Annotated in this window: 8 protein-coding genes and 3 pseudogenes; all 11 read left to right on the top strand. The window is 38.0% G+C overall.

What is annotated here, in order from left to right:
* Positions 1-79 precede the first annotated feature (79 nt).
* The 11 genes and pseudogenes from GGQ95_RS08085 to GGQ95_RS18810 all read left to right on the top strand — a co-directional run bounded on the left by GGQ95_RS08085 (position 80) and on the right by GGQ95_RS18810 (position 12,660).
* The gene (locus GGQ95_RS08085) at positions 80-448 is read left to right on the top strand and encodes an ArsR/SmtB family transcription factor (protein WP_015863926.1); all 369 of its coding nucleotides are present in this window, start codon (positions 80-82) and stop codon (positions 446-448) included.
* The gene (locus GGQ95_RS08080) at positions 441-2,579 is read left to right on the top strand and encodes a heavy metal translocating P-type ATPase (RefSeq protein WP_042411719.1); all 2,139 of its coding nucleotides are present in this window, start codon (positions 441-443) and stop codon (positions 2,577-2,579) included. Before GGQ95_RS08085 ends, GGQ95_RS08080 begins: the two co-directional genes overlap by 8 nt.
* A gap of 289 nt (positions 2,580-2,868) precedes the next feature.
* A complete protein-coding gene (locus GGQ95_RS08075) occupies positions 2,869-3,741 on the top strand; it encodes a MerR family transcriptional regulator (RefSeq protein WP_042411721.1) in 873 nt (290 codons plus the stop codon).
* A 27-nt stretch (positions 3,742-3,768) separates the two neighbouring features.
* Positions 3,769-4,008 (top strand): annotated as a pseudogene (locus tag GGQ95_RS08070) (arsenical pump-driving ATPase); the annotation flags it as partial.
* Between the two features lie 448 nt (positions 4,009-4,456).
* Positions 4,457-4,855: a mercury resistance transcriptional regulator MerR gene (gene merR, locus GGQ95_RS08060; protein WP_035067772.1), complete on the top strand. Its 399-nt coding sequence runs from the start codon at positions 4,457-4,459 to the stop codon at positions 4,853-4,855.
* Positions 4,856-5,204: 349 nt separating this feature from the next.
* Entirely contained in the window at positions 5,205-6,854 is a 1,650-nt protein-coding gene (merA, locus tag GGQ95_RS08055; protein ID WP_042411656.1) for a mercury(II) reductase, read from the top strand.
* A gap of 320 nt (positions 6,855-7,174) precedes the next feature.
* A pseudogene (locus GGQ95_RS08050) lies at positions 7,175-8,091 on the top strand (hypothetical protein).
* Positions 8,092-8,559: 468 nt separating this feature from the next.
* On the top strand, positions 8,560-8,871 hold the full coding sequence (locus GGQ95_RS08045) for a metal-sensing transcriptional repressor (RefSeq protein WP_042411649.1): 312 nt from the start codon (positions 8,560-8,562) through the stop codon (positions 8,869-8,871).
* A 16-nt stretch (positions 8,872-8,887) separates the two neighbouring features.
* Positions 8,888-11,284: a heavy metal translocating P-type ATPase gene (locus tag GGQ95_RS08040; protein ID WP_042411647.1), complete on the top strand. Its 2,397-nt coding sequence runs from the start codon at positions 8,888-8,890 to the stop codon at positions 11,282-11,284.
* Positions 11,285-11,315: 31 nt separating this feature from the next.
* Positions 11,316-11,519, top strand: a complete 204-nt coding sequence (gene copZ, locus GGQ95_RS08035) for a copper chaperone CopZ (protein ID WP_042411645.1) — start codon at positions 11,316-11,318, stop codon at positions 11,517-11,519.
* 611 nt (positions 11,520-12,130) lie between these two features.
* Positions 12,131-12,660: pseudogene (locus tag GGQ95_RS18810) on the top strand (cytochrome c oxidase assembly protein).
* The last annotated feature ends 57 nt before the right edge of the window (positions 12,661-12,717 follow it).

Below are 12,717 nucleotides of genomic sequence, written 5' to 3'. Positions count from 1 at the left end.
CAAATAAATATTTGAATAATAAAAGGAATGAGGTATAATATATTCAAACGGAAATTTGAATATGAAAGGGGGATAATTAATGAGTAAGAAAGATACATGTGAAATTTATTGTTATGACGAAGAAAAAGTCAATCGAATACAAGGGGAATTGCAAAAAGAAGATATATCCAGTGTTGTCCTGTTGTTTAAAGCACTGGCAGATGAAAATAGGGCAAAAATTGCCTATTCACTTTGCCAAGATGAAGAGTTATGTGTATGTGATATTGCCAATATCATTGGGGCTTCTGTTGCAACCACTTCCCATCATTTACGGACCCTTTATAAACAAGGGATTGTAAAGTATCGAAAAGAAGGAAAGCTAGCATTTTATTCGCTGGATGATGACCATATTAAGCAGTTAATCATGATTGCGTTAGCACATGAGAAAGAGGTGAAAGTCCATGTCTGAACAACAAGCAAAATTATCTAAATCAGAAGTGAAAACCTACCGTGTTCAAGGATTTACTTGTGCAAACTGTGCAGCAAAGTTTGAAAATAACGTAAAAGCATTGCCAGGTGTTCAAGATGCTAAAGTAAACTTTGGAGCATCTAAAATTACCGTTTGGGGTACAACAACCATCGAAGAATTAGAAAAAGCAGGGGCTTTTGAAAACTTAAAGATTCGGGAAGATAAAGAAAAAGCAGTCAAGCGTGAACCTTTTTGGAAGCAAAAAGAGAATATTAAAGTGTACATTTCCGCCGTTTTGCTTGTGATCAGTTGGTTTCTAGGGATGCAATACGGAGAAGAGCATATCTTTGCGACAATTGGATATGCTGCATCGATTTTAATCGGTGGATATTCGCTATTTATGAAAGGTTTCAAGAACCTGGTTCGATTACAGTTTGATATGAATACGCTGATGACAGTGGCGATTTTAGGAGCTGCAGCAATTGGTGAATGGGGAGAAGGTGCAACGGTTGTTATTCTATTCGCCATTAGTGAAGCCTTAGAGCGTTATTCCATGGATAAAGCTCGTCAATCCATTGAATCGTTGATGGATATTGCTCCAAAAGAAGCATTAATTCGTCGCGGAAATGAAGAAATGATGGTCCCTGTTGACGATATTCAAGTCGGGGATATTATGATCGTAAAGCCTGGTCAGAAATTAGCGATGGATGGAATCGTCATCAAGGGTACATCTACGCTAAATCAGGCTGCCATTACGGGAGAAAGTGTTCCAGTAACCAAAACAGTCGGTGATGAAGTCTTTGCAGGAACATTGAATGAAGAAGGGTTATTGGAAGTAAAAGTTACAAAACGAGTGGAAGATACAACTCTTTCGAAAATCATCCATTTAGTGGAAGAAGCTCAAGCAGAACGAGCACCTTCTCAAGCGTTTGTAGATCGTTTTGCCAAATACTATACACCAGCCATTATCATTTTTGCTCTTTTACTAGCCGTTATTCCGCCATTATTTATGGGTGCTGATTGGAGCGAATGGATTTATCGAGGTCTAGCTGTATTAGTGGTTGGTTGTCCGTGTGCGTTGGTTATTTCCACGCCTGTTTCGATTGTAACTGCCATTGGAAATGCAGCGAAAAACGGTGTGTTAATTAAAGGTGGTATTTATTTAGAGGAAGCAGGAAACTTAAAAGTGATTGCTTTTGATAAAACAGGAACATTAACAAAAGGTGTTCCTTCCGTCACCGATGTAGTCACTTATAATGGCAATGAAAATGAACTAATGACCATTACAGCAGCCATTGAAAAAGGCTCACAACATCCACTTGCTTCCGCCATTATAAGAAAAGCAGAAGAAGATGGATTGAATTTTAATGATGTATCGGTTGAAGAATTCCAATCCATTACCGGTAAAGGTGTAAAAGCCAAAGTAAATAACGAAATGTATTATGTCGGAAGTCCAGGTCTTTTTGAAGAACTTCTTCCAAATGGTATCCAATCAAAAATAAAAGAACAAATTACAGATCTTCAAACACAAGGGAAAACGGTCATGGCGTTAGGAACGGAAAAAGAAATTCTGGCGTTAATTGCCGTGGCAGACGAAATAAGAGAATCATCCAAAGAGGTTATTCGAAAACTGCATCAAGTCGGTATTGAAAAAACGGTGATGCTGACGGGAGATAACCAAAGAACAGCCGAAGCCATCGGAAAACAAGTCGGGGTTTCCGATATTAAAGCCGATTTACTTCCAGAAGATAAACTGAATTTCATCAAAGAGCTTCGCGACAAGTATCGAAGTGTTGCGATGGTTGGAGATGGTGTGAACGATGCACCAGCTCTTGCAGCTTCAACCGTTGGTGTGGCAATGGGTGGTGCTGGAACCGATACAGCCCTTGAAACAGCCGATATTGCTTTAATGTCTGATGATTTAAGTAAATTGCCATATACGATTAAATTGAGCCGCAAGGCTTTAGCAATTATTAAGCAAAACATTACCTTCTCTTTGGGCATTAAGGTGCTGGCGTTATTGTTAATTGTACCTGGTTGGTTAACGTTATGGTTAGCGATATTTGCCGATATGGGAGCAACATTAATCGTAACATTAAACAGCATGCGATTGCTAAATGTGAAAGAATAATGCAATAGTTGAAGAAGACACACAAAAAGACCGAATTTATTTCGGTCTTTTTGTGTGGTTTAAAAATCAACATTGAAATTTAACAAAGTCCTGATTAAAAACAGTCAAAACTAACAAAACAATGACCTAAATTTTAGAGATCTTAATTAATTAAATGGGATTTTAATAAAAATGCTTGGCGCTTAAAGCCAAGCATTTCTTATTTTCCTAAAATTACTTAGGTAATGTCATAGGTATAACATTACCAACATATTTTTATTTTAAATAATTTTGAGCGGGGGAGAAGGAGATGGAAGTATATAATGTTCACCAAGCACTAAAAATACTTCAGGAATATTACATTACTGACTCAATTCAAATGGTTACTCGTTGGATCAGAGAAGGAAAGATTAAAGCAGAACGTTCGGCAAATCGAAAGGAGGGTTGGCGAATTTATCACGATGATTTATTCGAGTTTATTGAAGAACAGAGACCAGGTTTGCCTGAAGTAATGGGAGTTTATGAATGGTATGTAGAAAACTCTTTTTCAATGTTGGCGAATGACCATCGTGAAAAGCATAATAAATTGGATTCTGAAGAAGTTAAAGGTGATAGCACTCACTCGGAAGAATTAATTAAACAGCTCATGGAGGAGAAGAAGCAATTAGAAAATCAACTCATTAACATGCAGGATGAGTTGAACTTGGTTTACGAGCAAATCACTGAATTAACGGTTAAAATTCAAAAGCTGGAAGAAGAAAATGCTTTTTTAATCGGTTTATATGAGCAAATAGATGAGATGTATCAAGAATTAGAAAAGAAAAATCAACAAGAAAGTAGTAATGAAACACTAAAAACAATGGAGTGCAAATTAAAGAAAGAGATGTCTGTTGAAGATTTTAAAACGATTGTTAGAGAAGTGATCAATGAATACAAAAGTGAAACAGTAAACTTAATACAGCAAGAAAATGAACTAACCAACGAAATATATCCGTTGTTTTTCAATGAAAATGAGGAGTTAAGAAATGAGATTATTGATGATGAAGAATATCGTTGTCCATTGACTAAGAAGAAGTATAAAAAAAGTTTAAGATCCATGCTCAAAAACGCTATCCGAACAAAATTAGAACAAGTCCTGAATTCAGTTGACGAAACAGTGTTAGCTAACGACTCGAGTCGTTAATCTTTTTTCTTTTTAAACAAATAAAGATTTGAAATGGAGTTAACAAACGAACTGAAACAAAATTTGTTTGCTTGCAATCTAGATCCGGAAGCAACAATCAAAGCCTATCGAGAAAAAGTTGTGGGTCCCTATCGCAAAAAGTTACCGGATTCTGTTGTTGCCTCAATGGAGGAACAATTGTCGGGGGCTTGTACAGTAGAAATTGCTGCTTTCGATGAATTTACCAACTTGTTAACCAACCTTGATACATCGAAACGAAAGAAACATTAAAACGTTTGTTTCCAAAAGCATAGCGACTAACGATCAATTAAGAAAAGGGGAAGAGAAATATGGTGATTACTGATCAAGCGAAACAAGCACTACAAGATATTTTAAAGAAACACGGTAAAGAAGGAGTTTGTCTTTATTCTGCAAACCACAGATCGGTTGGAGATTATTAATGGTATTCGGGTAGCGATGGATGAGAAAGTGGCTTCTATCATCGAGAGAGTTACACTTGATGTGGAAGAAACGGGAAAAGGCGTTCAATTCGTCTTATTAGGCTTAAATCAATGTTGTTAAAAAGTTGAATTGCTAATAGACCAAAGTAATGAGGACAAAAAAGTTGTTTAAACATAAATTAACGAAAGTAGATTTTAATAAGCTATAAAAACTTCGAAATTCATTTGACCCTGTACTATGATACAGGGTTTATACTTTATCTAGGGGTGATAAGATGAAATATCGTATTGGTGAACTGGCTGACAAATGTAACGTTAATAAAGAAACCATTAGATATTACGAGAGAAAAGGCTTAATCAAAGAAACTTCACGAACAGATTCAGGGTATCGAATGTACTCGGAAGAGACTGTGAAGCGCATTGGTTTTATTAAACGTATGCAGGAACTAGGGTTTTCTCTAAGTGAAATTCATAAATTACTTGGTGTTGTTGATAAGGATGAGGTTCGATGTGCGGATATGTATAGCTTTGTTTCTCAAAAAATAGGTGAGGTTCAACAACGAATTAAAGATTTAAAGCGTATCGAAAATATGTTGAATAAATTAAAAGAAAGCTGTCCGAATGAAGAGCAACTACATGAATGTCCAATTATTGAATCTCTGATTGATGATTAAAGAAATGAGATATCAATGAAAAATAAGACATTTATAGTGATCGGAACACTTGTTACATTATTACGACTTGTAGTAACGAAAATAATGTAGAAACTACAGCGAATGGAAATAATACTAAAAGTGCTACCTTTACCATTACTGAAATGGATTGTTCAAGTTGTCCTGTGTTGTCAAAAGTGCTCTTGAACGTGTAGAAGGTGTAAAAACAGTGGAAGTAACCATTACAGAAGGTTCCCAAGGAACAGCTAAAGTTGTGTTTGATGCTTCAAAAACAGATGTAAAAACTTAAAAAAATACCGTCTTAGAATTAGGATATGGTGTTAAACAATAGGAGGTGTTTCATTTGTCAATTCGTAAATATCGTTTACAAGTGGAAGGTATGACATGTACTGGGTGTGAAAGGCACGTTGAAACAGCTCTAAACAGCATAGGAGCTAAAAATGTAGATGTAAATTTTCGCCGTGGAGAAGCTGTTTTCGAATTGCCAGAACATATAGGTATCGAGAAAGCCAAAGAAGCTGTGAATAAGGTTAATTATAAGGCAGGTGAAGCTGAAGTTATTCATCAACAAAAAAGCTCCGTTGTTGGTGATGATGAAGGTGATTATGATTATGACTTTATTGTCATTGGTTCTGGGGGAGGAGCTTTTTCTGCTGCTATTAAAGCAGTGGAATATGGGGCAAAAGTGGCGATGATTGAGCGTGGTACCATCGGTGGGACTTGTGTAAACATTGGATGTGTTCCATCAAAAACACTGCTACGTTCTGGAGAAATCAATCATTTAGCAAAAAACAATCCATTCCTTGGTTTAAATACTTCAGCTGGTTCGGTAGATTTGAAAAAACTAATGGAACAAAAAGATGAACTGGTGAGAGAATTACGTCAGCAAAAGTATGTTGATTTAATTGATGAATATGGGTTTGAACTAATACAGGGAGAAGCAAAATTTGTCAATGAAAAAACAATAGAAGTAAACGGGAATAAAATAACAGCTAAACGCTTTTTAATCGCAACAGGAGCTTCCCCATTGATTCCTAATATTCCGGGATTAAAAGATGTTGACTACTTAACAAGCACTTCTTTGTTAGAGCTTAAAGAACTGCCAAAAAGTCTTGCTGTTATTGGTTCAGGATACATCGGATTGGAGTTAGGTCAGCTCTTTCACCATTTAGGAGTGGAAGTAACGTTAATGCAGCGTAGCCAAAGAATTCTTAAAGAATATGATCCTGAAATTTCAGAAGCTGTAGAAAAAGCATTAACAGAACAAGGCATTCATGTTATTACCGGTGCTACATTTGAGCGTGTAGAACAGAATGGAGATATGAAACAAATTCATGTTACTGTTCATGGTGAAAAGAAAATCATTGAAGCTGAGCAGCTACTTGTAGCTACGGGGCGCAAGCCAAATACGGAAGCACTAAATCTTCAAGCTGCAAACGTAGAAGTGGGTTCTCGCGGTGAAGTTAAAGTTGATGACTATTTACGAACCTCCAATCCTAGAATTTATGCTGCCGGAGATGTAACAATGGGACCGCAATTTGTTTATGTTGCTGCATACCAAGGTGGAATTGCTGCCGATAATGCAATCGGTGGCTTGGAGAGAAAAGTAAATCTTGATACTGTTCCGGCTGTTATATTTACTAGTCCATCGATTGCTACGGTAGGATTAACTGAGGAGCAAGCTAAAGAAAGAGGATACGAGGTGAGAACTTCTGTTTTACCACTTGATGCAGTTCCAAGAGCGCTTGTGAATCGCGAAACGACAGGTGTATTTAAACTTGTTGCTGATGCAAAAACATTAAAAGTGCTAGGTGTTCATATTGTTGCCGAAAATGCTGGTGATGTGATTTATGCAGCCACATTAGCTGTAAAATTTGGTCTAACGGTGGAAGATTTGCGGGAATGCCTTGCACCATATTTAACGATGGCAGAGGGATTGAAATTGGTTGCCTTAACATTTGATAAAGATGTTAAAAAATTATCTTGTTGTGCTAGTTAAAGCTCCTTTTCATAAACATATAGGATTTTTGATTATTCTAACTGTACTTGAGCAAATTTACAATGAAGCAGAAAAAGAGATACGAACCGATTCCTTGGTTAGAATAGAATGTACCATCAAATTCCCCAATCAAGGACAAGGAGGGAAGATGGAAAATTGGAAGGGAATTTTTTATGGGAACAGAAGCTCTCCAACTGATTGGAGAGACGTTTACTTGATAAACACTCCAAATTAAAACATTTTCATTAGCATCATTGTCGATTTCTATTAGAATCGAAACAGTATGATGGAAATCATATGAACAAAAGGAGTATATAAACATGGATTCAACTGTTTCAAAGAAAGTAACGATGATTTCATATATCATTAGCATTACATTCATTATCGCGATGATTACGGCTTCGGTGATGTTGAAAGATCACGAAATTATTTTGCCGGAAGTTGCGGCAATGGCGATTGCCATGTGGGTGTACCGAGAAGCAGGATGGATCAGGCAACCATCGAAAATTTTTCTTGCGCCGTCCATCACGGCAGTGATCGGTTTCGCAGTGAATCAACTACACATTTCTTATTTAGGAAAAGTAAGCCTTACCCTTATACTTTTAATGCTCTTTTTACGTATCATTCAATCAAATTTGGGACCGTCCATTGCAACGGGCTTACTGCCAGTGGTGACAAATGCAAATGAATGGTCATTTATTATATCCGTTTTTATTTTTACCTTTATATTGATGCTTGGAGTTCTCAAATTTGGATTGATAAAGGACTTGAAAAGAAAGTGAAGATACAGTACAAGTACATGCTGGTATTCTTAGTGCTGATTTTCGTGTGGATGGGTTTATGCTGGCTCGCTGGCTACCCACTGGCAGTGATCCCGCCGATTCTCGTTGTTGTGTATGAGTCACTTCAGAAGCCGATGTACAACGGAAAAATGGCTTTTAAACAAGGGCTTGTATTGACCATATCTGCGACTGTCGGAACGCTGTTGTACTTTGCTATTGATTCGTGGATATTGGCCACCCTGTTAGATATGATTTTAATGCTTATTCTGTTACGTATTGTTGGCATCCGTGTCCCGGCTGTGTACGCCTTTCCACTGCTCCCGTTTGTCTTTCCTGATCATATCGTAGCCATGTTGCCGCTAGGTTCGTTGATTACATGTGTATTCTTGTTTACTTCGGTGTTAGCATATAAAAAGATGGAGATGAAGCGAAGTAGAAAGGTAATGCAAATGTAAAGGAGATAAAAGAATTCATGTACTCGAAGAGAGGACCTATTTTCTATTCTTCGTAGGCATCTCGTTTATCCGCATAAAAAGATTTGGTGACTAGGTTATAAAGTTAAACGTCATGTTTTAGGCTATCGGAACGGAAAACCACCGATAGCCTTTCTATTAGCGTTAAAACCTATTGAATTTATATAAATTTAATCAAAAATTATTCAATAAAAAATAATTGTAATTTATGTTGATAATTTGACTGTTATTTTGTACAGAACCCGTTACTTTAAAGAACGAGTTCCTTTTGTATCGATACAGATTTAAACAGAAAATAATTGAATAGATGTACGTTACTCTGATTCAAAATAGGAATAAAAAATTACACATAGAAAATCATACATTAAGTAAGATATCATTTGCATTTTATACCCAATACCGGTATAATGTATTAGAAGACAACTGTTATAAACAAATGAGGTGGTAGCAATGAATCAATATGAAGATGACAATATAAATGCCAAAATGGTTCCGCGAACCGAAGAAGAGATCGAAAGCATCGTCAAGCGCTTGAAGCGTATTGAAGGGCAAGTACGCGGGGTACAAAAGATGGTCGAGGACAATCGGTACTGTATTGATATTTTAGTGCAAATTTCCGCGATTCAAGCTGCGTTAAACAAAGTCGGGTTGAATTTGCTGGAACGCCATGCCAATCATTGCGTTTCCAAGGCGATCCGCGAAGGCAGCGGAGAAGAATCCATCCGGGAATTGATGGATGTGATTAAGCAATTCTCAAAGTAAAGGAGAGGAATGCTTTATGAGTGAGCAAAAGCTCGTTACACTTAGAGTGACCGGCATGACATGCGCCGCTTGCTCCAATCGTATAGAGAAAGCGTTGAACAAGATGGATGGAGTAGAAGCCAATGTCAATTTAGCCATGGAAAAAGCAACGATTAAATATGATCCATCGAAACAAAGTGTAGCCGATATCCAAACGAAAATTGAGAATTTGGGGTATGGTGTCGCGACAGAAAAAGTGACGCTAGATATTGAAGGGATGACATGCGCGGCATGTGCGACACGGATTGAAAAAGGGTTAAATCGTATGGAAGGTGTTACGAGCGCTACTGTAAACTTGGCGACAAACAGTGCCGTTGTAGAATACAATGAAGGCATTGCATCTGTAGAAGATATTTTAGAGAAAATCAAAAAGCTTGGGTACAAGGGGCAGATACGAAACGAAGAACAAGATCATGTGGGGCGGAGAGAAGAGCTGCTTAAACAAAAACAACGGCAGCTTGCCATTTCTATTATCTTATCACTGCCTTTGCTTTATACGATGATTGCTCATATGCCGTTTGATATAGGCTTACCGATGCCGCACATGTTGATGAATCCGTGGTTCCAGCTTCTTTTGGCTACACCCGTTCAGTTCTACATCGGCGGTCCCTTCTATGTAGGGGCGTACCGGGCATTACGAAACAAGAGTGCGAACATGGATGTACTAGTGGCGCTTGGAACATCGGCAGCTTACTTTTACAGCTTGTACGAAGCTTTCAAAACATTAGGAAATCCCGAATATATGCCAAGATTGTATTTTGAAACGAGTGCTGTGCTGATTACGCTTGTACTTGTCGGAAAATACTTTGAATCAGTAGCGAAAGGAAGAACAACAGAAGCCATCTCTAAACTGTTGAGCCTGCAGGCAAAAGAAGCTACTGTCATCCGCGATGGGGAAGAAATAAAAGTTCCGCTCGAGGAAGTAGTGATTGGTGATACCATTCTCGTCAAGCCAGGAGAAAAAATCCCGGTAGACGGAACGGTCATCGCCGGAGTATCCTCCGTGGATGAATCAATGATTACCGGTGAATCCATTCCGGTTGATAAGAAGGAAGGCGATTCTGTCATCGGAGCAACCATTAATAAAAATGGTGTACTCACCATTCGGGCAGAAAAGGTTGGGAAAGATACCGCACTTGCCAATATCATTAAAATCGTAGAAGAGGCACAAGGCTCTAAAGCGCCTATTCAGCGTATGGCTGATGTCATTTCAGGTATTTTCGTACCAATTGTTGTAGGAATTGCTGTCATTGCATTCATTACATGGTACTTCTTTGTGGCGCCAGGCGACTTACCGAAGGCGCTTGAGGTGGCCATCGCGGTTCTTGTCATTGCGTGTCCTTGTGCGCTTGGTCTTGCCACACCGACATCCATTATGGTCGGTACAGGCAAAGGTGCAGAAAAGGGGATCCTCTTTAAAGGAGGTGAGTACCTAGAGGGAACGCATAAAATCAATGCAGTATTACTGGATAAAACAGGAACAGTGACAAAAGGAAAACCAGAAGTAACCGATGTACTTAAGTTCCGTGAAGACATGCTCGATTATGCCGTTTCTGCCGAGAGTGCTTCGGAACATCCGTTGGCTCATGCCATTGTGGAATATGGGAAGAAACGATCGATTTTGGTTAAGCCACTGGAGCATTTCTCCGCCATTACCGGTCATGGAATTGAAGCTGTCATTGATGGCAAAAATGTCCTTGTTGGAACGCGAAAACTTATGAAGGAACGCTCTGTAGAGATTGCCATGCATGAAGATAAAATGATAGAACTTGAAAAACAAGGAAAAACTGCCATGCTAGTTGCCATTGATGGGCAGCTTGCCGGCATCATCGCTGTCGCGGATACGGTAAAAGAAAGCTCCAAAGAAGCGATTCAAACATTAAAACAAATGGGTATCGAAGTGTACATGGTAACGGGAGACAACAAACGTACAGCGGAAGCCATTGCAAAGCAAGTGGATGTGGATCGCGTCTATGCAGAAGTACTTCCTGAAGAAAAAGCGAATATCGTTGAAGAACTGCAAAAACAAGGAAAACGAGTGGCGATGGTCGGTGATGGAATTAATGACGCTCCAGCTCTTGCGAAAGCGGATATTGGCATGGCCATCGGCACAGGAGCGGATGTCGCCATCGAAACGGCCGATGTTACCTTGGTCGGCGGAGATTTAGCTCATATCCCGAGAGCGATTGAGTTAAGCCGTAAAACAATGAAAAACATTCGACAAAACCTGTTCTGGGCTTTGTTCTATAATACCATTGGCATTCCTGTAGCCGCTGCTGGATTATTGGAGCCTTGGATTGCCGGAGCGGCAATGGCATTCAGTTCTGTATCAGTTGTGACCAACGCGCTTCGTTTGAAACGCGTGAAAATATAAAAAATGAAAATAAATGAAGGAGGAATAAAAAATGGCGATTACATTACAAGTAGAAGGAATGACTTGCGGACACTGCAAAATGGCGGTGACAAACGCTCTTAAAAAGTTAGACGGGGTAAGAAATGTAGAAGTACATTTACAAGAAGGCACTGTGGATGTAGATTATGATGAAACAAAGGTAAGTGTAGAAAAACTCAAAGAAGCGATTGAAGAGCAAGGTTACGATGTGAAGTAACATACATGGATTTATACTCCCTGATATGATCCCCTCCAAGTAGAATTGGAGGGGGTCTTTTTTATAGTGTGGGAAGGGCAACTTAATTGCTTATACCAAATCTGCTATATGAACTTCTCCACCGGGCTTTAAAATTCGAAATTTCCTATGGAATGTAGATTTTTTCTTTGTGGAATCAAGATGGTAGTCGAAAGTACGTGTTCGAATGTTGCGAAATCGAAGAGAAGAGTTGTGAAGAATCCTTGAATAAAGATTTATGTTGTTTGTACTTTCGTTTTTTGTCTAACTATTTCTATATTTTAAGATTTTCAACAAGTTCATAAAGCGTTTGTTGAGGATACAATCGGTAGCAAAGAAATGTATACACACAAAAGAATATAATATCAGCATCTATCTCCATATTTTCTTCAAAATTTTTTAATAAGATTAATCATTGTAAAAATCAACGAAAAATAGTGATAGAAGGTGTACGACTTCTTTAATCAAATTATTAATATTTTGAGTCAGCCTTTTATGATACGGCTCATCGTTTCGAAGGAACACCAGTTTTATTTGCGTTTTTGTTGGGGATAGCCTTTTACATTACTTAGGAGATCATTTTTTGCGCTCATATGTTGGAACAATTGTTAATTTATATAGTTTTACCACCTTTACTGCTGTTAGGTTTGCCAAATCGAATGATGGTATCAATTCTTCATTTAGGATTAAGATACAAATGGATCAATTTTTTAAAATATCCGTTGATCCCGTTACTTTTATTTAATGTGTTGTTTTCGTTTTATCAAGTCCCATTCATATTTAATACAATCGTTTCACATAATATCTTGCATAACTTAACCCATATTATATTAACCATCTCCGCATTGTTCATGTGGATCCCTTTAATTCCGGTCACTAAGGAATTAGATTGTTTATCAAATATCCAAAAAATTTACTATATTTTACATCAGGAATGTTACTGACTACAGCTTGTGCCTTAATTATTTTTGCGAATGAACCGTTTTATACCGTCTATTACGACGCACCACAATTGTTTAAAACACTTTCACCGCTTGTGGATCAACAAGCAGGTGGAGTTATCATGAAAGTGGTTCAAGAAATCGTATATGGGACGATGATTGAATGTGTTTTCTTTAACTGAAAAAATGAGAGGTTAAAGGACAAACAATTGACCGGATCATTTATTAACAAATTATAA

The organism is Anoxybacteroides rupiense, assembly GCF_014196195.1.
GTDB lineage: Bacteria > Bacillota > Bacilli > Bacillales > Anoxybacillaceae > Anoxybacteroides > Anoxybacteroides rupiense.
The sequence above is the reverse complement of the archived record's forward strand: the minus strand, read 5'-3'. Positions and strand labels throughout refer to the sequence as shown.

Coding starts and splice junctions, on each gene's coding strand:
- copZ (WP_042411645.1), top strand. CDS start 11,316: ATGGCGATTACATTACAAGTAGAAGGAATGACTTGCGGACACTGCAAA.
- GGQ95_RS08045 (WP_042411649.1), top strand. CDS start 8,560: ATGAATCAATATGAAGATGACAATATAAATGCCAAAATGGTTCCGCGA.
- GGQ95_RS08080 (WP_042411719.1), top strand. CDS start 441: ATGTCTGAACAACAAGCAAAATTATCTAAATCAGAAGTGAAAACCTAC.
- GGQ95_RS08040 (WP_042411647.1), top strand. CDS start 8,888: ATGAGTGAGCAAAAGCTCGTTACACTTAGAGTGACCGGCATGACATGC.
- GGQ95_RS08085 (WP_015863926.1), top strand. CDS start 80: ATGAGTAAGAAAGATACATGTGAAATTTATTGTTATGACGAAGAAAAA.
- GGQ95_RS08075 (WP_042411721.1), top strand. CDS start 2,869: ATGGAAGTATATAATGTTCACCAAGCACTAAAAATACTTCAGGAATAT.
- merR (WP_035067772.1), top strand. CDS start 4,457: ATGAAATATCGTATTGGTGAACTGGCTGACAAATGTAACGTTAATAAA.